The following is an 18,871-nucleotide window of genomic DNA, read 5'->3' as shown; positions in this document are numbered from 1 at the left end:
TGACCTCACCACTATCAGGAGAAAACATGTCACGTCGTACTGTTTTGAAAGCAACTGCTGTTGCCGCAATGACCCTGGCCGCTTCTGGCTGGCTCACGCAAGCACAAGCCGCCGATACCATCAAGGTCGGCATTCTGCATTCCCTGTCTGGCACTATGGCGATCTCGGAGACATCGCTCAAAGATGTGGCCCTGATGACGATAGATGAAATCAATGCCAAGGGCGGTGTCATGGGCAAAAAATTGGAAGCGGTGATCGTTGATCCGGCCTCCAACTGGCCGCTGTTTGCAGAAAAAGCCCGCCAACTGGTATCGCAAGACAAGGTATCCGTCGTGTTTGGTTGCTGGACATCGGTGTCGCGTAAATCAGTTTTGCCGGTCTTCAAGGAACTCAATAGCCTGCTGTTTTATCCGGTTCAATATGAAGGTGAAGAGCTGGAGAAAAATGTTTTCTACACTGGCGCTGCACCTAACCAGCAAGCTATTCCAGCGACTGAATACCTGATGTCGAAAGAGGGTGGCGGCGCCAAGCGCTTTGTCTTGCTGGGTACAGATTATGTGTACCCGCGCACCACCAACAAAATCCTGCGCGCCTTCTTGCATAGCAAGGGTGTCAAGGATACTGACATCGATGAGGTCTATACCCCATTTGGCCATTCTGATTACCAGACTATCGTTGCCAATATCAAGAAGTTTGCTGCGGGTGGCAAGACTGCGGTTATCTCTACCATCAATGGTGACTCCAATGTCCCATTCTATAAAGAACTCGGCAATGCTGGCCTGAAGGCGACGGATGTACCTGTTGTCGCCTTCTCTGTTGGCGAAGAAGAGTTGCGCGGTGTCGACACCAAGCCACTGGTCGGCCACCTGGCAGCCTGGAATTACTTTCAGTCTGTGAAAAACCCGGTGAATACTGAATTCATCAAAAAATGGAAAGACTATGCAGTCGCCAAAAAACTGCCTAATGCTGCGACAGTGGTGACCAATGACCCTATGGAAGCGACTTATGTAGGCATGTATATGTGGAAGCAGGCCGTTGAAAAAGCCAAATCCACAGATACTGATAAAGTCATAGCCGCCATGGGTGGGCAAACTTTCAAGGCGCCATCCGGTTTTGAATTGACGATGGATAAAACCAATCATCACCTGCACAAGCCAGTCATGATAGGCGAGATCAAGGCTGACGGTCAGTTCAGCGTCGTCTACAAAACCAAGACACCTATCCGTGCGCAACCATGGAGCCCTTTCATCCCGGGCAATGAAGGGAAGCAAAAGCTGTAATTCAAGGAGTGATATTTAAGGAATGATACAGATACTCAGGGCATATGCATGTTCGCCCTGAGTACTGTTCCGGATTTTCCATCCCTGACCTGGTTGCCTATGATATTTCGTAAAATCTGCGCGGGCATAATCTTGCTCTTGTTCAGCCTGACAGTGCACGCGGCTATTGATGGCAAGCTCTTGCGGGCGCTGGCGGGTGAAGATCCTGATGCACGCATTACCGCCGTCAACTCCATTGCGGCCCTGGGCAATGAAGAGGCTGTGGAAGTATTGACTGCACTCAAAAATGAACAATTGTTTGCCAGGGACGTCGCTGTTTACCTGGTCGATGGTGAGCAGGCAAAAGACCTTAGCACTGGGAAAATGCAAAAACTGCCGGATGATGCAGAAGCAATCACCATCAATAACCGCCTGCGTGCCGCACTCGATAGTGCGCTGTCAGGCCTGAGATTATTTTCACCGGACAAAAATACCCGCCTGGTCGCAGCAACTGCATTGGAAAAAGAAGCAACGCCAGAACAATTGCCCTTGCTGAACAAAGCCTATCTGAAAGAAAATGATAGCGAAATCAAATCCCGTCTGCAAATGTTGATTGCCACCGCCAATTTGCAGGCCAGTGACCCGGTGGTGCGCAAGGCTGCCGTCAAGGCTTTGCTGGATAGCCCCAACCCCAATTTAAAACCTGTGCTGCAAAAAATGCTCGCACAAAATCCTGATGGCAGTTACAACGAAGCCGATGCCAGCATACGTTTGGAAGCCGCCAATACCCTGAATGCCATTGATGGCCGCCTGGCGCGCATGGAATTTTTCGGTAATCTGTTCTATGGAGTATCGCTGGGCAGCGTGCTGTTGCTGGCTGCATTGGGTCTGGCAATCACCTTTGGCCTGATGGGCATCATCAATATGGCGCATGGCGAGTTGCTGATGATAGGTGCTTACACTACCTATGTCTGCCAGATGCTGTTCCGAAAATTCGTGCCTGGTGCTGTGGATGCTTATTTGTTGCTGGCTCTGCCCGCGGCTTTCCTGGTTTCTGCCGCCGTTGGTATTTTGCTGGAAAGAACGGTAATACGCTGGTTATATGGTCGCCCGCTGGAAACCCTGTTGTGCACCTGGGGCATCAGCCTGATTTTGATGCAGGCAGTGCGTTCGATTTTTGGTGCGCAAAATGTCGAGGTTGCGAATCCTTCCTGGATGTCGGGTGGTATCACAGTGCTGGGTTCGCTGGTGCTGTCTTATAACCGCATCATCATTATCTTCTTTGCCTTGTTCGTCGTGCTGGCAGTCTGGCTGATCCTGAACAAGACACGTCTGGGCTTATTCGTACGGGCCGTGACACAAAATCGCCGCATGGCTGATTGCGTAGGTGTGGCAACCGGCAAGATAGACATGCTGACTTTTGGTTTGGGTTCTGGCATTGCAGGTCTGGGGGGAGTGGCCTTGTCGCAATTGGGCAATGTCGGCCCTGACCTGGGGCAAAACTATATCGTCGATTCTTTCATGGTCGTGGTGCTTGGCGGGGTAGGGCAGTTGGCTGGCACCGTGATTGCGGCTTTTGGCCTGGGCGAAGTGAATAAATTTCTGGAGCCAGTAGCAGGTGCTGTCATGGCCAAGATCGTCATCCTGGTATTCATCATCATTTTCATACAACGCAGACCGCAAGGCTTGTTTGCGCTCAAAGGCAGGAGTGTGGAATGAGTGCGACTACGACGATTGCAACAGCAAAGGGGCTGTTTTCCAAGCCTGCATGGACAGGCATATTGGTGTGTGCTGTGATCGCATTATTGCTGCCTATCCTTAACCTGAGTTTTCCCGCTGGCCATGCCCTGCATATTTCCAGCTACACGATAGCTCTGGTTGGCAAGTTCATGTGCTATGCCCTGGCTGCGCTGGCACTTGATCTGGTATGGGGTTATACCGGGATTTTGTCCTTGGGACATGGAGTATTCTTTGCATTGGGTGCCTATACACATGGCATGTATCTGATGCGTGCCATAGGCCGTGACGGTGTTTATCAAAGCAATCTGCCAGACTTCATGGTTTTCCTGGACTGGAAAACCTATCCCTGGTATTGGTCCATGACAGACAGCTTCTGGTATTGCATGGCGCTGGTGGTACTGGTGCCTGGGGTACTGGCTTTTATCTTTGGTTTTTTTGCCTTTCGCTCACGCATCAAAGGTGTGTATTTCTCCATCATCACCCAGGCCATGACGTTTGCCTTCATGCTGCTGTTCTTCCGAAATAATACGGGCTTTGGCGGCAATAATGGCTTTACCGACTTCAAGCGCATTCTGGGTTTTACCATCACTGCGCCCGGTACCAAGGCAGCTTTGTACCTGATTACCTTGCTGATCTTATTGTCGGCTTTGTTCCTGTGTCGCTGGATAGTCACTTCCAAGTTGGGGCGTGTGTTACAGGCTGTACGTGATTCAGAATCGCGGTTGATGTTCATCGGTTACAACCCTTTGTGGTTCAAGCTGTTTGTCTGGACCTTGTCGGCCATAATTTGCGGTATTGCCGGTGCCTTGTATGTGCCTCAGGTTGGCATCATCAACCCGTCTGAAATGTCGCCAGCCAATTCCATAGAAATGGTGATCTGGGCAGCAGTAGGCGGACGCGGTACTTTGCTGGGGCCTATTATTGGTGCCTTTACCGTGAATGGTCTGAAGAGCTGGTTCACTGCCGCTTTCCCTGATTTGTGGCTGTATGCCTTGGGCTTGCTGTTCATACTGGTGACCTTGTTCATGCAGCAGGGCGTATTGGGCCTGGTGAGCAAGTTCAAAAAACAGCGAGAGCTAGCATGACTTCTTATATGATGAGTGGCGTCTTGCGACCAGGGCAGCAGTACGAGGGTGCTACTGGTGACCAGGGCGTGTCTTATGGCCGCATCAAACCGGAAGGTGTGGACACCACCCACGGCGCCATCCTCTATCTGGAAGATATTGTGGTGTCATTTGATGGCTTCAAGGCTATCAATAATCTGAACCTGGATATCTCGGTGGGCGAACTGCGTTGCATCATCGGCCCCAATGGCGCTGGCAAAACCACGATGATGGATGTGATCACTGGTAAAACCAGGCCCACATCTGGCACTGCATTCTTTGGCCAGACCATGGACCTGACGCGCATGAGCGAAGTGGATATTGCCCATGCCGGGATAGGCCGCAAGTTCCAGCGCCCCACGGTCTTTGAGCAACATAGCGTATTTGAGAATCTTGAACTGGCCATGAAAATGGACAAGCGCGTCAAGACCACCCTGTTTGCCCGCTTGAACAGCGAACAAAAAGACAAGATCGCCGCCATCCTGCAATTGATACGCCTGGATGGGCAAGAGCTAAGGCAGGCTGGTTTGCTATCGCATGGTCAAAAGCAGTGGCTGGAGATAGGGATGCTACTCATGCAGGAGCCACAATTGATCTTGCTCGATGAACCAGTGGCTGGCATGTCAGATGCCGAGACTGCACGCACTGCTGAATTGCTCAATGAACTGCGTGGCAAGCATTCCATCATGGTGGTCGAACATGATATGGGTTTCGTCACTGAAATTGCCCAACAGGGCAAAGTCACGGTATTGCATGAGGGATCTGTACTTGCCGAGGGCACAATGGCGCAGGTACAGGCAGATGAGCGCGTGATTGAAGTCTATCTGGGACGTTAATGAAAGCAAAGCATGCTTGAAGTCAAACAACTACATCAGCATTACGGTTCCAGCCACACCTTGCGTGGCATTTCACTGTCACTCAAAAAAGGTGAGTGCATGGCTTTGCTTGGCCGTAATGGTGTCGGCAAGACCAGCTTGCTGAAATGCCTGATGGGCGTTTTGCCTGTTACTGAAGGCACAGTCACTTTTGAAGGTCGCGACATCAACAAGCTCTCTCCACATGACAGAGCCAGGGCCGGGATAGCTTATGTGCCACAAGGCCGCGAGATTTTTGCCCGTCTTACGGTGGAAGAAAACCTGCTCATGGGCATGGCCAGCCTGCCAGCACGCAAGGCAGGTAAAATCAAGGATGAGGTATATCAGCTTTTTCCCGTATTGAAAGAAATGTTGCACAGGCGAGGTGGTGATCTATCTGGCGGCCAGCAACAGCAACTCGCCATTGCCCGCGCCTTATTGGCTGAACCCAAGCTCATCATCCTGGATGAACCTACTGAGGGCATACAACCATCCATCATAAAGGACATAGGTCGCGTCATCCGCCTGCTGCGTGAGCGAGGTGATATCGGCATCTTGCTGTGCGAGCAGTATTTCGATTTCGCCCGTGAGCTGGCAGATCATTTTGTTGTGCTGTCGCGCGGTGAAGTGGTGGCCTATGGCGGCCAGGAATTGATGGATGGTGATGACGTCAAGCGGCATCTGGCGGTATAGTGCTGTCTTTACCTTTCGCTAGCTGAATATGGATGTCTGCAGTCCGGCACTACCTTCAAGTATCACAAAATCACACTGGCAAGCCAGTCTGCAACTGGGCTTTAGCAAGGATGGCGATATTACGCGTCTGACAGAACGTAAGCACAATGGCCCCTTGCGCGTGCAAAAACCGTTGTATCCTGAAGGCGATGAAATTTGCCATGCCATCGTCATCCATCCCCCAGGTGGGGTAGTCGGTGGCGATCAGTTAAAGATAGATGTCAAACTGGCTGCTGACACGCATGCGCTGGTAACCACACCAGGCGCGGCAAAATGGTATCGCAGTAATGGCTACATATCCGCACAACATATCAATCTGAAAATTGATGCAGGTGCCAGGCTGGAATGGCTGCCGCAAGAAACCATCTTTTTTGACGATGCCTGTGTCGATTTGCACCAGACCATACACCTGGCGGCAGACGCGAGGCTGATTGCTGCTGATATTTTCTGTTTTGGCCGCACTGCCTCTGGCGAAACCTATGACAGCGGCAGGATCAAGCAGCATTGCAGCATCTATCGTGAAGACAAGATGATCTGGCATGAACAGGGCAGTTTGCAAGGTGGCAGCCCTGCCATGCAAAGCCCGCTGGGTTTGAATGGTAAATCAGTGTCGGCGATGGTACTGGCTTCTGGTGCCATGCTGTCTGGCGAACAATTGCAGACTTTGCGTGAACAAACATCGGCCTTTTTGTCTGAGCGTGAAGCGGATGCCCTGTGCGGTGTCACGCAAATGAAGTCTGTCGTTGTTGCGCGTTACCTGGGCAACTCCAGCGAAGTTGCCCGCTTTTGGATGCAATTGGTGTGGCAGCATTTACGCTCTGTCGTGATTGGGTGTGATGCCAAAATTCCGCGCATCTGGAACACTTGATTCGTAGCCAGCATTACGCTTGATGCAACCCAGACCTGCCAGACTGGAGCGAACTGCCACATCCAGCGGTGTGCGTGGCTCTTCACCCAAAAAGTCTACCAAAGCCTGGTTCGACATTTTGACTTCCGTACGCCACAGGTAGCGCATCTCCAGCATTTCCTTGAAGGTTTGCTGGAAAGGTGCCAGCAGAGCGAACACCGGCCATGGGAACCAGCTTGCCTTCAATGTCGGCTGGGCAGTGACGCGGCCAATTGCGGCGACCATTTGCTTGCCGTCATGATCCCAGTGGCCTTCCATATGGAAGCGGGCGAAATTACCGAGTTCTTTTTCACGCTCCAGCAAACGCACCATGGTTTCCGCCACGTCAGGCAAGTATGCCCATTGATGACCAACGCCAGCACTGCCAGGGTAGCGCACTACACTCACAGGCTTGCCTGGTGTTACCAGACCTTGTGAAAACCAGTTGTTGGCAGCTTTGGGGCCAAAGAAATCACCAGCCCTGACGATGAGGGATTTGATACCCTTGCTGGCAGCCAGACGCAGGCGGTGTTCCAGCTCTACCCGGATTTTCCCTTTCTTGGTGATGGGGAACTGTGACGCGTTTTCTGCAATCAGCGGGAAGGCATCGGGGCCGTAGTTATAAACAGTGCCTGGCAGCAGTATGCGTGCACCACTGGCCTGGGCTGCTGCGATGGTGTTGTCTATCATAGGCAGCACCAGTTTTTCCCAGTCGCGGTATCCAGGTGGGTTGACTGCGTGGACGATGACAGATTTTCCGGCTGCAGCTTGCACCACATCGTCTTGCACCATGACATCACCTTTCATCCAGATATGTGCTGCCGTTTTATCTTTCACTTGATCAGGGTTGCGGTGCAGGGTAGTGACCTGCCAGCCGCGCTGCATCAGCAAGCGCGCCACTTCACCACCTACGCCACCAGTTGCACCCAATACGAGGGCTTGCTTGTTGGCTTGCATATTAGTCTGTGTATTGTTTTGTACTTGCTGATTCATGTTGATTCTCCTTTAATGGGGTAGTTGATGTAGCCATTGTGTATCTTTGCCAAGCTATATACAATTCTCTAAAACTGCATAGGTGATATACATTTCTGTATGGATGACAAAAATATCCACTGGGACTACTACCGTACCGCCCTGGCGGTGCTGGAAGAAGGCTCGTTATCAGGCGCTGCCCGTGCCCTGGGTTTGACGCAGCCTACAGTAGGGCGGCATATCGAGGCATTGGAGCAGGCCTTGGGCACGAGTTTGTTTGTGCGCAATCAATCTGGTCTGTCACCGACCATTGCCGCGCTGGCAATGAAACCTTATGCAGAAAGCTTGCGGGCAACTGAAAGTGCCTTGCTGCGCAGCGTGTCAGCAGAAGCAAATGAGGTAAGAGGCACCGTGCGTGTTACCGCATCAGAAGTCATGGGGGTAGAGATATTGCCAGGCATGCTGGCAGGTTTGCGGCAAGGCTATCCTGAACTGAGCATAGAATTACAGATATCCAACCACACCCAGGATTTGCTCAAACGTGATGCAGACATTGCCATACGCAATACCGAGCCCTTGCAGGATGCATTGATTGCGCGTCGTACCGGGATAATCAGTCTCGGCTTTTTTGCTCATGCAGATTATCTGACTCGCCACGGTATGCCCGCTGACATGGACGCGTTGAAAGACCACAGCCTGATAGGCTTTGACCGGGAATTTCCCTATATCAGGGCTTTGCAAAAACGCTATCCACAAATACAGCGCGCGGCCTTTGCCTTGCGTGCGGATAGTGATCTGGTGCAGTTTTCCGCCATACGCAAAGGCTATGGCATAGGTATTTGCCAGCTTGGCTTGGCCCAGCAGCATACTCATCTGCAACGCGTGCTGGCAGATGAATTTCAAATTGACTTTCCAGTATGGGTAGTCATGCACGAAGATTTACGGTCCAGCCAGCGTTACCGGGTTACCTTTGATCATCTGGTCAAGGAGCTACAGGCATTGCTGCAAAAGGCGTAATCTACTAGGCCTTGACAAGTAAATGTGGGTGCTGGGCAGATAATTCCTGCCATGCATCAAAGCCTCCCGCAAAAGGCCTGACATCTTTAAAACCCAACTGTCTCAGCGTATGGGCAGCGTGTACAGCACCTGCATCGCCAGGGCAAGCGCATATGGTGATGATCATTTCATGCAGTGGCCATTGTTGGGCAGCATTGCCAACCTGCTTGACCTCGCTGACCATGGCATGGGGTATGGTGCCAGTTTCTGCAATCAACGCCGGGCTGCGCAAATCGATGATATGGGGCAGGGTACTGGTTTTCAATGTATCCGACATTTCGGTTGCGCTGAAGTGAGGAATGGACGCGAGCTTTTCAAAGCGTTTCTTTTGCCAGAATTTCCAGGCCAGCCAGCTCAATACCAGGCCAATGAAGATGGCCGCGATACGTATGCCCTGTGCCGACAAAAATACCAGGCCAGCTTCAATTTGCGCCTGCAAGGCAAAACCGGCCAACAGAGCCAAGCCCGCCCATAAAGCGGCACCTGCAGCAGAAGCCAGCATGAATGATGTACGCGGCATACCCAAAGCACCGGCTACCGGCGGTGCCACGGTAGAAAAGCCGGGGATGAATTTGCCTACCACCAGCGACCAAACACCCCAGCGATGAAACCTTGCTTCTGTCTGATTCACACAAGAACCAGGGTTGATTGACATCTTGCATAAAAACTTCAGCACGCTGTAGCCAAATTTCTTGCCAGCCTGATACCAGATCAGGTCGGCAATCAGCGAAGCGCCTACTGCTGCCATCAACAAAACCAGCAATTGCCCGGACTGTGTGGCCTGGCTGGCATTGAACATCATGGTCGGTACTGCTGGCACAGGCAAGCCCAGTTGCTGCAACAGGACGTTGACAAACACCATCAAACTATCGTTTTGGCGAAAAAAATCTGTCAGCCAGCCTTGTTGCATATGCAATTCCATTAATAATCATGCAGTGAACAGGCACAGAGCGGGAAATGTAAAATCCGTCTATGTTTATGCCTGAGTGAACCCCTATTGTAGGGCATTGCGAGGCTTTGCATATCATACGTATGATGCCTGTTGCAAACTGAGCAGCCGCTTTCCAACTGTATCCGAGGTTCCCAGATCAGGCGGCCAGTCCATGTGCTGATGATCCGGCCCTGGCAAGCAATTCTGCATATCTGGCTGGGTCTACATTCGAGCCGCAAACAATTACAGCCACACGTTTACCTGCAAGTCTTTGACGCAATGGGCCAAACAAGCCTGCTGTGGCAACCGCGGCAGCAGGTTCAGCCACCAGCTTGACGTCGTGATACAAGTCCGACATGGCTGTACAGATTTCATCGTCACTGACCCTGACAATCTCGTCCACAAAGCGCTGGCATACCCTGAAACTATATTCCATTGCATAAGGCGCGCACAGGCTGTCGGCTATGCTGTCGACTTCCTTTAACTTCTCTGGCTGACCAGACTGGAAACTGCGGTACATGGCATCTGCGCCATAGGGTTCAACTCCATAGACGGCACAATGCGGTGCCAGTTGTTTGACGGCAGAAGCAATGCCACCACATAAACCGCCACCACCGATAGGTACGATCACGGCATCCAGTTGCACCACTTGCTGCATCAGTTCCAGCCCCACCGTCGCTGTACCCAGTGCAGTCAACGGGCCGTCATAAGGATGGATCATGGTGCGCTGTTCTTCTCCAACGATATGCTGACCCAGGGCGAATGCCTTATGCATGTCCGCTTCCAGTATCACTTCAGCACCATCTTGTCGGCAAGCCTTGATACGGGTAGGGCTGGCGTGACGTGGCAACACCACTTTGCAAGAGACGCCCGCCAGTTTGGCCGCATAGGCCACTGCCATCGCATGATTGCCTGCACTGACAGCGACCACGCCACGCTCACGCGCATCTGCATCCAGCGCAGATATGCAATTCAAAGCCCCGCGCAGTTTGAACGTGCCGGTTTTTTGGAACAATTCCAGCTTGAGCCAGACTTCAGTATCAGGCTCCAGCTTGTCCAGCGCAGATCCGGTTTGCCAGTGCCAGACAGGGGTATGCAAAACTTGCTGCGATAATCTGGCAGCAGTCTTGCGGATATCTGCCAGTGAGGGATAAGGAAAATCTGCATTTAATAAGGTGGATGACAAGGACGTAGGGGCGTGCAAAGGCCTGTCTGTGGCGACATGGGACATAAAAACTCCAGAATAAAAACCAGCAGAAAAAATCAGAAAGAGTGTGAGCGCAATAGTGATAGCAATAGCGCTCAGGACATCAGAATAGGATGAGCTGAAGGGCCGCCAGGCATCGGCATACGCCGTAGCTTAACGACCCGGAATAATTCGAATAATGGAAATGTCGCAGACGGAAACAGCAGGCAGCGCAATTGCATGCACGACAGCAGACGCGGCATTAATTGCGCATAAGTTCGTGTTCAGCAGGGGATGAGTAATTGCGTGCATGGAAAAACTATAACCAATCCCGGCAGCAATGGCAAGCAAACTTTAAAAAAGAGTGGCAGGGCAGGTCGGGAGTCCTGGCCCTGTCCACTCACAAGCCCTGCAAAAAACGACCCGGTGGGCCAGAGGGATCAGGGTTTCTTTTCTTCGCGTTTTTCTACAACGATTCTCGGTGTCGCAGGTATTTCTTTCACCGTATACCCTTCAGGCACACCAAATAAATTCGCCGCCGGTTCAGTGCGTTTCAAATTATTCAGCTTGTAATTCCATTCACCTGTACGTGGGTCCGTCTGTTTTGCATAGACGGTCATTTGCAGTTCTGGTGAATACCAGCTTTCTGAAGTGACGGTAATCGGATTTTTATTGCCGACTTCACCAGCAGGGATTTGGTAGGAGCGCATTTTTCCTTCTGCGCGTACCCCATCAATATCACGGCTACCCAAGTCTTTGGTATTGCCTTTGGCTGTCCAGCGATTGTCTACGAATGCCATCGACATGGGGCTCAGGGCCATGAGGCTGGTGAAATTGCCTGACGTAGAACTCAGACTGGTATGCAGTGCGGGCATGTCGCTGGCGTTGCCAGCACGGATGACTCTGACCTGAACTTCTTCGCGCACATCTTTGTTGCCTTCTGCCTTGTCGCCGCTGGTTTTGCGTTCTATACGCTTGACGATGACTTCGTCACCATTGCGCTGTGTTTCTACGCTGACTGTTTTGCCTTCCTGTTTCAGCTTGTCCAGCTTTTCTTTGGCTGCATCAAGCTTCTCTCTGGCACTCGCCATTTTTTCATCCAGGTCTTTACCCATATGCATTTTTGTTGCTGTCTTTTTTTCTGGCATGAGTATGTAGCGCAGGTTTTCAACCGGATCAACGATGACGATGTGCTGAACATTGCCCTTGCTATCGCGCATCTCCTGACGGGTGCGGCCAGCTGCATCCCTGTAGTTCAGGCTGGTGGTTTTGTTGCTGATCTGGTTGCCATCGGCCAGGGTCTGGGTTTTCTCGGTGACAATTTCTGCGCTGTATGGCGCATTTTTTATTGGCCGGATACTATGCATGCCTTGCATGCTGACAAATGCCTGGCTCATGGCGTCGGACACGATTTTGCTGATGTTTTTTGAGTCGGGTATGTCTGCCAGTGCCAGCATTGGTGGCATAGGTGACATTGAGGGCATCGGTGGCATGGGCGGCAGCGGTGGTACTGCAGGCACTTGTATGATTTCCACGTGGCGACGCACAGGTTTTTCTTCGGCTGGGTTTGCAGTGTCACCGTCTGTATTATTGGCATGTGCCATTGCCCAGGCAGAGCTTAACAATATGAAGAGTGGCAGTTTGGTTTTCATGATGCGTCCTTTTCTGTGTGTCATTTTTGTCTTTCTATGCTGCTTTGTTATTGAGTAGCTTATTGCTTATTTCAGGAGTCGCATGGCTAATGGCTCACCATCGGCAGCGACCAGCATTTGTGCCTGCACCATGTCACCGGCTATTTCCGGAGATACTGGCATGCCCAGGCTGGCGAGCCAGGCAGCCGGGACTTCTGCTTCCAGCATGCTTGGCGTTTCGTTATTGAGGCGCTCCAGCGGTACCAGGGCGACGAAAGGAGGAAGCTCTGTAGTTGAAACAGTGGTACTGTCCGGCGTCAATTGATGCTGCGATACTGGAAACACGACCGTCAGCATGACCAGACCAAGGCTGCCACTCAGCGTCAACAAACCTGCCAGCCACGGGCGCAGGCGTTTGCTGCGTGCCTGCTTTTTATCCTTGGCCTGTTGTTTGGCAAAAGCTTGCAATAAAGTCTGCTCTATAGCCATTGGCGTATTCAGCTCCTGCAAATCTTTGCGCAAAAGGCTGAACTGCTGATCCAGCAAGGCATCTCCATTGCTGGCGTCCTGTGGGGTATTCATAAGGTCTTTCATCTTTGTGTTCCGGTTTTTGTCGCTGCGTCGGGTCGCCAGCCCAGTCTTTCGCTGTATTGCAGTATCGCTGCCCGCGCCCGTGACAGGCGAGAGCGAACTGTTCCTATATCTATGTCGCAAATCACGGCTATCTCTGCGTACGACAGTTCCTGCAATTCATACAAAATAATCACGTCACGATAATGAGGGCGCAGTACCGAGACTGCCTGCCGCACATGTTCAGTCATTTGCTGATGGAAGATGACATCCGCCGGTTCTGTCGTTTCACTCATCAAAACTTCTTCCCCATCTTCTTCGCTATAACCTGGTAATGGCTGGTGGCGGCGTTCTGCCTGGTCCTGTTTCAGCAATAAATTCCTTGCTACGCCAAACAGAAAATTCTGCAAACTGCCCAGGCCCGCGTCATAACGGTAAGACTTGCTCAGCAATCCAATGAAAACATCTTGCACCACGTCCGCTGCCAGTGCACTTTGGCCACATCGCATCAGAGCATATCGGTAGATAGGTCCCTGGTGGCGCTGGTACAGGCGTTGAAATGCAGCAACATCACCGTCGCGCATTTGTGTCAGCAAGCTGGAATCTGTCTCTTTGTTATCCACGTTTATTTGTTGGCTGTTTTAAGGTATTACTCCCAGGGGCATCAAAAGTTCCAAATATTTTCGCGCTATCTGCATTTGCATGAAATGCACTAACTTGGTGAGGTCTTGCCTTTGTTTGGTGCGCATTCCGGTAATCCAGGTTATTTGCCCTTGGTTCGAAACTTGCTGTGTTGCTTTTTATAATGTTTTTAGAGGGCTGGCCTGTCACCTTAGTGGACTTGCTTGTTATTTTATAAATGGCGATAAATAATAAGTTTGGTGATAGTGCAGACAATAAGCGAAAGAAGATATGGATCTGACACCCAGAGAAAAAGATAAGTTGCTGATTTTTACCGCTGCCTTGCTGGCAGAAAGACGCAAGGCGCGCGGCCTGAAGCTGAATTACCCGGAAGCAGTCGCCCTGATCACCGCCGCCATCATGGAAGGTGCACGCGATGGCAGGACGGTGGCTGAACTGATGTCGGAAGGTGCGCAAATACTCAGCCGTGCCGATGTCATGGAAGGTGTGCCGGAAATGATTCCTGATATCCAGGTCGAAGCGACTTTTCCGGACGGCAGCAAGCTGGTTACCGTTCACAACCCCATTCCTTAGGAGAAAACCATGATACCAGGCGAAATCCTGATAGAGGATGGGGACATAGAACTGAATGTGGGTCGTGCAGTCGTCAGCATTACTGTGGCCAATAGCGGTGACAGGCCGATACAGGTAGGCTCACATTTTCATTTTTTTGAAACCAATCCGTCCCTGCAATTTGAGCGCCAGCTTGCTTATGGCATGCGTCTCAATATTGCCGCTGGCACTGCCATACGCTTTGAACCGGGGCAGCAACGCAGTATAGAGCTGGTGGCCCTGGCGGGTGACAGGAAAGTCTATGGTTTCAGCGGTAAAGTCATGGGGGCGCTATGAAAATTTCACGTCATGCCTATGCTGAAATGTTCGGGCCAACTACGGGTGACCGCATCCGTCTGGCAGATACCAATCTATTCATAGAAATCGAGAAAGACTTTGCCATCTATGGTGAAGAGGTGAAATTTGGTGGTGGCAAGGTGATACGCGATGGCATGGGCCAGTCGCAAAGGCCGCATGCAGAAGTCATGGATACGGTCATCACCAATGCGGTCATTATTGATCACTGGGGTATCGTCAAAGCAGATATTGGCATTAAAAATGGTTTGATTGCCTGCATAGGCAAGGCTGGCAATCCTGACATACAGTCCGGCGTTGACATGGCAATTGGCGGCGCGACCGAGATCATTGCCGGTGAGGGCAAGATCGTGACCGCTGGTGGCATCGATTCGCATATCCACTTCATTTGTCCGCAGCAGATTGAAGAAGCATTGATGAGCGGCGTTACCACCATGCTGGGTGGCGGCACCGGCCCGGCAACCGGGACGGCGGCAACCACCTGTACTCCTGGCCCCTGGCATTTGCATTCCATGCTGATGGCGGCAGATGCTTTTCCCATGAACCTGGGTTTTATGGGCAAGGGCAATGTCAGCCTGCCTTTACCGCTGGAAGAGCAGATCAGAGCAGGTGCCATAGGCTTGAAGCTGCATGAAGACTGGGGCACGACACCACAAGCCATCGATAACTGCCTTACCGTGGCAGACGCTATGGATGTGCAGGTTGCCATTCATAGCGATACGCTCAACGAAGGTGGTTTCCTGGAGCACACCCTGGCCGCATTCAAGGACAGGACTATCCACACCTTCCATACCGAAGGTGCAGGTGGTGGCCATGCGCCGGATATTATTGCGGCGGTGGGCGAGGCGAATGTACTGCCATCATCCACCAATCCTACCCGGCCTTACACCGTCAATACTCTGGATGAGCATCTCGACATGCTCATGGTCTGCCACCATCTTGACCCGGCGATTGCAGAGGATATCGCCTTTGCCGAGTCACGCATACGACGCGAAACCATAGCTGCTGAAGATATTTTGCATGACATTGGTGCCATCTCCATGATGTCTTCCGATTCCCAGGCCATGGGTCGCGTAGGCGAAGTCATCATGCGCACTTGGCAAACTGCAGACAAGATGAAGCAACAGCGCGGCTCGCTGGCAGAAGACAATGCGCGTCACGATAACTTCCGTGTCAAACGCTATATCGCCAAATACACGATCAACCCGGCGCTGACCCATGGCATCGCCCATGCAGTTGGCTCACTGGAAGTAGGGAAGATTGCCGACATCGTCTTGTGGAAGCCGGCATTCTTCGGTGTTAAGCCATCAATGATCATCAAGGGCGGCATGATCGCCGCTGCCCAGATGGGTGACCCGAATGCATCGATACCAACGCCACAACCTGTGCATTACCGCATGATGTTTGGAGCCTTTGGTGGTGGGCTGAAAAAGTCATTTACCTTTGTCTCGCAGGCGGGGCTGGATGCCGGTCTGGCAGAACAACTGAAGCTGAACAAGACCCTGATCGCTGTCAAGAACACGCGCCAGATTCGTAAGAAGGACATGATACACAATAGCCTGACGCCGAAAATGGAAGTCGATTCCGAAACCTATGAAGTCCGTGCCAATGGTGAATTGCTGGTGTGTGAGCCGGCAAAAATCCTGCCCATGGCCCAACGTTATTTTTTATTTTAAACAATGCTGACATTACAAACAAAGATAGCGACTGCAGACAGCATCGCCGGGCAACTGGTCTTGCCGTATGAATTACGTGAAAAAAGCCGTTTGCGTGCCACCCTTGCCAGCGGCGAAGATGTAGCAGTATTCACCGTGCGTGGTACCGTCATGCGCCATGGTGACCTTATGCTGGGCAATGATGGCCGTGTGGTTGAAGTTATTGCTGCTGCTGAACCAACCTATAAAGTGGAATGTGATACTGCTTTTAACTTATTGCGCTGTGCCTTCCACCTTGGTAACCGGCATACCCAGGCGCAGGTCGGCGACGGCTTCTTGCGCATACGCAAAGACCCGGTGCTAAAGGAAATGTTGCAGGGATTGGGTGCACTCGTCACCGAAGAACAGGCCAGCTTCGAGCCGGAATCAGGTGCTTATGGTGGTGGCCATCATCATGGCGGGGATGACGGGCATCCGCATAATCCACTGGCACCTATACCTTTGCGCCAGCGCATACACCGTCCTTCAGACAACAAGGCTTGAGCATGCAATCTGCGGCCTTACTCCATCTCCTGCAACTGGCCAGCCCGTCTTTGCCTATCGGCGCCTATAGCTATTCGCAAGGGATGGAAGCGGCGATAGAAAAAGGCCTGGTACGTAACGAAGCCACAGCCAGGGAATGGATCATCAATTGCCTGCATGAGGTGGTGGCCCGTTTTGAGGCGCCGGTACTGTGGCGCTTGTTACAGGCTTTTGAGAGCAGGAACCTGACTGCTGTATCGCACTGGACCAGCTTGTTCATTGCCGCCAGGGACACGGCAGAATTTCGGGCGGAGAGCATACAAATGGGTTATTCGCTGGGCAAGCTGGTGAGCGACTTGAAGATTGCTGATGCTGAGCTACTGGCAATTTTACTGGCACAACACGAATTGCCTTTGCCCACGGCCATGGCTGCTGCTGCAGTTGCCTTGCAGGTGCCGCCGGAGTCAGTTTTGCTGGGCATGCTGTTTTCATGGGCAGAGAATCAGGTGCTGGTAGGCGTGAAATCCATCCCCTTGGGCCAGGTTTCAGGACAACGCTTGCTGCTATCGCTGCGACCCGAGCTGGAAAAAGCAGCAAGGCTGGCGCAAGAACTGGAAGACGATCAATTATCGAACTGGGCCCCAGGCTTGTCTTTGCTTTCCATGCAGCATGAGGTGCAGTACAGCCGTTTGTACAGATCATAAAAATTAAAAACAGGAAACGAATAGATGAACACCCAAAATTTAAGCTTGCCAGAACCAAATCCCTTACGCGTAGGCATAGGTGGCCCTGTCGGTTCCGGTAAAACTGCATTGTGCGAAATGCTATGCAAAAGTATGCGCGACCAGTATGAAATGGCAGTTATCACCAATGACATCTACACCAAGGAAGACATGGAAATCCTGCTGCGTGCCGATGCCTTGCCTGCCGAGCGTTTGATGGGAGTGGAAACCGGTGGCTGTCCGCACACAGCCATACGCGAAGATGCCTCCATCAATCTGGAAGCGATAGCCCGCATGAGCGCAGATTTTCCTGATCTTGATTTGATTTTGGTGGAATCCGGTGGCGACAACTTGGCTGCGACCTTCAGCCCGGAACTGTCTGACCTGACCATCTACGTCATCGATGTGGCCGGTGGTGAAAAAATCCCGCGCAAGGGAGGGCCTGGTATTACCCGCTCTGATCTGCTGATCATCAATAAAACCGATCTGGCACCGCACGTAGGGGCTAATCTCGACATCATGGCACAAGATGCCAAGCGTATGCGTGGCGAACGCCCCTTTGTATTTACCAATTTGCGTACTGGTGACGGGCTGGAAGCAGTCGTCAGCTTCATTCGCCAGCAAGGCATGCTGGATGAAGTCAAAAACTAATTTTCAATCTGGAGATCAATATGAAACTGAATAAATTGCGCTGTCTGTATGTGGTTGCGGCCCTGGGCTGCGCCATGATTTCATTGCCAGCCTTGGCGCATGATAGTGTGCTGCATTCTGTGAATGCTTTGCAGGACGGCTTTCTCCATCCATTCACTGGATTTGACCATATGTTGGCCATGCTGGCCGTAGGTATCTGGGCGGCGCAACAAAAACATGCACGAGCCTGGCAGATACCGGCCAGTTTTCCCTTGATGATGGTCGTTGGCGGTACACTGGCCCTTGCCGGAATAGCCTTGCCGGGCGTGGAGCACGGTATTGCAGCCTCGGTGCTTATCCTTGGTTTGTTGATCAGTTTTGCGGTCAAGCTGCCTGTTAGTGCAGGAATGGCTTTAGTGTCCATATTTGCAGTGGCGCATGGCTATGCCCATGGGCAGGAAATGCCAGTGAATGAATCTGCCGTGTTGTATGGTGCCGGTTTCGTGCTGGCGACGGCCCTGATTCATGCTGCGGGCTGGTTTGCCAGCAACGCAGCTCAAAAGATGCTGACCAGCACATTGCCACGCTACGCAGGAGTGATGATCACTGTGGCAGGTGCTTTTTTCCTTTCTGCTCTTGCCTGATACGCATTATTAGTTAATTAAATTTCATCTGCCAGGCAAGGAGAGACGTTTCTCCTTGCCTGCTGCGCCTTGCTGGCTCCGGCTTACCCTTGTCGCACAGTAATAATCGACTGTGCCGATTTCGTCTTTCAAAATGCATACAAACATCAAGACTGGGCCTCTTTGCGGGCTTACACTTTGTCATGTTCGAATCTGGCAGCGCGTGAAATAAGTTTGCAAATAGCTTATAT

General features: G+C 51.8%; 20 protein-coding genes. 14 read left to right on the top strand and 6 right to left on the bottom strand.

Going from position 1 to position 18,871, the window contains the following annotated elements; genetic code table 11:
- Positions 1-26 precede the first annotated feature (26 nt).
- From urtA to AC07OI_RS09210, 6 genes are all read left to right on the top strand, one after another.
- Positions 27-1,280: an urea ABC transporter substrate-binding protein gene (urtA, locus tag AC07OI_RS09235; RefSeq protein ID WP_423032630.1), complete on the top strand. Its 1,254-nt coding sequence runs from the start codon at positions 27-29 to the stop codon at positions 1,278-1,280.
- Between the two features lie 99 nt (positions 1,281-1,379).
- The gene (urtB, locus tag AC07OI_RS09230; RefSeq protein WP_495257177.1) at positions 1,380-2,978 is read left to right on the top strand and encodes an urea ABC transporter permease subunit UrtB; all 1,599 of its coding nucleotides are present in this window, start codon (positions 1,380-1,382) and stop codon (positions 2,976-2,978) included.
- A complete protein-coding gene (gene urtC / locus AC07OI_RS09225) occupies positions 2,975-4,084 on the top strand; it encodes an urea ABC transporter permease subunit UrtC (RefSeq protein ID WP_495257000.1) in 1,110 nt (369 codons plus the stop codon). The genes urtB and urtC overlap by 4 nt, the downstream gene beginning before the upstream one ends.
- Before the next feature lie 11 nt (positions 4,085-4,095).
- The gene (gene urtD / locus AC07OI_RS09220; RefSeq protein ID WP_492704575.1) at positions 4,096-4,938 is read left to right on the top strand and encodes an urea ABC transporter ATP-binding protein UrtD; all 843 of its coding nucleotides are present in this window, start codon (positions 4,096-4,098) and stop codon (positions 4,936-4,938) included.
- 12 nt (positions 4,939-4,950) lie between these two features.
- The gene (gene urtE / locus AC07OI_RS09215; protein ID WP_422640600.1) at positions 4,951-5,649 is read left to right on the top strand and encodes an urea ABC transporter ATP-binding subunit UrtE; all 699 of its coding nucleotides are present in this window, start codon (positions 4,951-4,953) and stop codon (positions 5,647-5,649) included.
- Positions 5,650-5,677: 28 nt separating this feature from the next.
- A complete protein-coding gene (locus AC07OI_RS09210) occupies positions 5,678-6,556 on the top strand; it encodes an urease accessory protein UreD (RefSeq protein ID WP_495256999.1) in 879 nt (292 codons plus the stop codon).
- Here the strand turns inward: AC07OI_RS09210 and AC07OI_RS09205 are convergent.
- Positions 6,500-7,567, bottom strand: coding sequence for an NAD(P)H-binding protein (locus tag AC07OI_RS09205; protein ID WP_492704515.1), 1,068 nt, complete (start codon positions 7,565-7,567; stop codon positions 6,500-6,502). The genes AC07OI_RS09210 and AC07OI_RS09205 overlap by 57 nt on opposite strands.
- Before the next feature lie 99 nt (positions 7,568-7,666).
- Here AC07OI_RS09205 and AC07OI_RS09200 point away from each other — a divergent pair, with 99 nt between their 5' ends.
- The gene (locus tag AC07OI_RS09200; RefSeq protein WP_492704514.1) at positions 7,667-8,563 is read left to right on the top strand and encodes a LysR family transcriptional regulator; all 897 of its coding nucleotides are present in this window, start codon (positions 7,667-7,669) and stop codon (positions 8,561-8,563) included.
- 4 nt (positions 8,564-8,567) lie between these two features.
- Here the strand turns inward: AC07OI_RS09200 and AC07OI_RS09195 are convergent, their stop codons facing one another.
- From AC07OI_RS09195 to AC07OI_RS09175, 5 genes are all read right to left on the bottom strand, one after another.
- Positions 8,568-9,512, bottom strand: coding sequence for a VTT domain-containing protein (locus AC07OI_RS09195; protein ID WP_492704513.1), 945 nt, complete (start codon positions 9,510-9,512; stop codon positions 8,568-8,570).
- Between the two features lie 178 nt (positions 9,513-9,690).
- Positions 9,691-10,764, bottom strand: a complete 1,074-nt coding sequence (locus tag AC07OI_RS09190) for a threonine ammonia-lyase (protein ID WP_495256998.1) — start codon at positions 10,762-10,764, stop codon at positions 9,691-9,693.
- 395 nt (positions 10,765-11,159) lie between these two features.
- Entirely contained in the window at positions 11,160-12,371 is a 1,212-nt protein-coding gene (locus tag AC07OI_RS09185; RefSeq protein ID WP_495256997.1) for a hypothetical protein, read from the bottom strand.
- Positions 12,372-12,437: 66 nt separating this feature from the next.
- Positions 12,438-12,932 carry a hypothetical protein gene (locus AC07OI_RS09180; RefSeq protein WP_495256996.1) on the bottom strand — a complete coding sequence of 165 codons (495 nt, stop codon included), beginning with the start codon at positions 12,930-12,932 and terminating at the stop codon, positions 12,438-12,440.
- A gap of 8 nt (positions 12,933-12,940) precedes the next feature.
- Positions 12,941-13,543, bottom strand: coding sequence for an RNA polymerase sigma factor (locus tag AC07OI_RS09175; RefSeq protein WP_495256995.1), 603 nt, complete (start codon positions 13,541-13,543; stop codon positions 12,941-12,943).
- A 289-nt stretch (positions 13,544-13,832) separates the two neighbouring features.
- Between AC07OI_RS09175 and AC07OI_RS09170 the strand changes: the two genes are divergently transcribed.
- Genes AC07OI_RS09170 through AC07OI_RS09140 form a run of 7 tightly spaced genes read left to right on the top strand, consistent with a single transcriptional unit; the run spans position 13,833 to position 18,641 of the window.
- Positions 13,833-14,135, top strand: coding sequence for an urease subunit gamma (locus AC07OI_RS09170; protein ID WP_492704508.1), 303 nt, complete (start codon positions 13,833-13,835; stop codon positions 14,133-14,135).
- Positions 14,136-14,144: 9 nt separating this feature from the next.
- Positions 14,145-14,450: an urease subunit beta gene (locus tag AC07OI_RS09165; RefSeq protein ID WP_495256994.1), complete on the top strand. Its 306-nt coding sequence runs from the start codon at positions 14,145-14,147 to the stop codon at positions 14,448-14,450.
- A complete protein-coding gene (ureC, locus tag AC07OI_RS09160) occupies positions 14,447-16,144 on the top strand; it encodes an urease subunit alpha (protein ID WP_495256993.1) in 1,698 nt (565 codons plus the stop codon). Before AC07OI_RS09165 ends, ureC begins: the two co-directional genes overlap by 4 nt.
- A 3-nt stretch (positions 16,145-16,147) precedes the next feature.
- A complete protein-coding gene (ureE, locus tag AC07OI_RS09155) occupies positions 16,148-16,666 on the top strand; it encodes an urease accessory protein UreE (RefSeq protein WP_495256992.1) in 519 nt (172 codons plus the stop codon).
- Positions 16,667-16,668: 2 nt separating this feature from the next.
- Positions 16,669-17,349 carry an urease accessory protein UreF gene (locus AC07OI_RS09150; RefSeq protein ID WP_495256991.1) on the top strand — a complete coding sequence of 227 codons (681 nt, stop codon included), beginning with the start codon at positions 16,669-16,671 and terminating at the stop codon, positions 17,347-17,349.
- A 24-nt stretch (positions 17,350-17,373) separates the two neighbouring features.
- The gene (ureG, locus tag AC07OI_RS09145) at positions 17,374-18,018 is read left to right on the top strand and encodes an urease accessory protein UreG (RefSeq protein ID WP_492704503.1); all 645 of its coding nucleotides are present in this window, start codon (positions 17,374-17,376) and stop codon (positions 18,016-18,018) included.
- Between the two features lie 20 nt (positions 18,019-18,038).
- Complete coding sequence (locus AC07OI_RS09140; protein ID WP_495256990.1) at positions 18,039-18,641, top strand: HupE/UreJ family protein; 603 nt, start codon at positions 18,039-18,041, stop codon at positions 18,639-18,641.
- Positions 18,642-18,871: the final 230 nt, after the last annotated feature.

The sequence above is a fragment of the Undibacterium sp. GW821-FHT07F11 genome (assembly GCF_059418665.1).
The sequence above is the reverse complement of the archived record's forward strand: the minus strand, read 5'-3'. Positions and strand labels throughout refer to the sequence as shown.

Bases quoted from the DNA above. Each gene is read 5' to 3' on its own strand.
- urtA (WP_423032630.1), top strand. From the start codon at position 27: ATGTCACGTCGTACTGTTTTGAAAGCAACTGCTGTTGCCGCAATGACC.
- urtB (WP_495257177.1), top strand. From the start codon at position 1,380: ATGATATTTCGTAAAATCTGCGCGGGCATAATCTTGCTCTTGTTCAGC.
- urtC (WP_495257000.1), top strand. From the start codon at position 2,975: ATGAGTGCGACTACGACGATTGCAACAGCAAAGGGGCTGTTTTCCAAG.
- urtD (WP_492704575.1), top strand. From the start codon at position 4,096: ATGAGTGGCGTCTTGCGACCAGGGCAGCAGTACGAGGGTGCTACTGGT.
- urtE (WP_422640600.1), top strand. From the start codon at position 4,951: ATGCTTGAAGTCAAACAACTACATCAGCATTACGGTTCCAGCCACACC.
- AC07OI_RS09210 (WP_495256999.1), top strand. From the start codon at position 5,678: ATGGATGTCTGCAGTCCGGCACTACCTTCAAGTATCACAAAATCACAC.
- AC07OI_RS09205 (WP_492704515.1), bottom strand. From the start codon at position 7,567: ATGAATCAGCAAGTACAAAACAATACACAGACTAATATGCAAGCCAAC.
- AC07OI_RS09200 (WP_492704514.1), top strand. From the start codon at position 7,667: ATGGATGACAAAAATATCCACTGGGACTACTACCGTACCGCCCTGGCG.
- AC07OI_RS09195 (WP_492704513.1), bottom strand. From the start codon at position 9,512: ATGCAACAAGGCTGGCTGACAGATTTTTTTCGCCAAAACGATAGTTTG.
- AC07OI_RS09190 (WP_495256998.1), bottom strand. From the start codon at position 10,764: ATGTCCCATGTCGCCACAGACAGGCCTTTGCACGCCCCTACGTCCTTG.
- AC07OI_RS09185 (WP_495256997.1), bottom strand. From the start codon at position 12,371: ATGAAAACCAAACTGCCACTCTTCATATTGTTAAGCTCTGCCTGGGCA.
- AC07OI_RS09180 (WP_495256996.1), bottom strand. From the start codon at position 12,932: ATGAATACCCCACAGGACGCCAGCAATGGAGATGCCTTGCTGGATCAG.
- AC07OI_RS09170 (WP_492704508.1), top strand. From the start codon at position 13,833: ATGGATCTGACACCCAGAGAAAAAGATAAGTTGCTGATTTTTACCGCT.
- AC07OI_RS09165 (WP_495256994.1), top strand. From the start codon at position 14,145: ATGATACCAGGCGAAATCCTGATAGAGGATGGGGACATAGAACTGAAT.
- ureC (WP_495256993.1), top strand. From the start codon at position 14,447: ATGAAAATTTCACGTCATGCCTATGCTGAAATGTTCGGGCCAACTACG.
- ureE (WP_495256992.1), top strand. From the start codon at position 16,148: ATGCTGACATTACAAACAAAGATAGCGACTGCAGACAGCATCGCCGGG.
- AC07OI_RS09150 (WP_495256991.1), top strand. From the start codon at position 16,669: ATGCAATCTGCGGCCTTACTCCATCTCCTGCAACTGGCCAGCCCGTCT.
- ureG (WP_492704503.1), top strand. From the start codon at position 17,374: ATGAACACCCAAAATTTAAGCTTGCCAGAACCAAATCCCTTACGCGTA.
- AC07OI_RS09140 (WP_495256990.1), top strand. From the start codon at position 18,039: ATGAAACTGAATAAATTGCGCTGTCTGTATGTGGTTGCGGCCCTGGGC.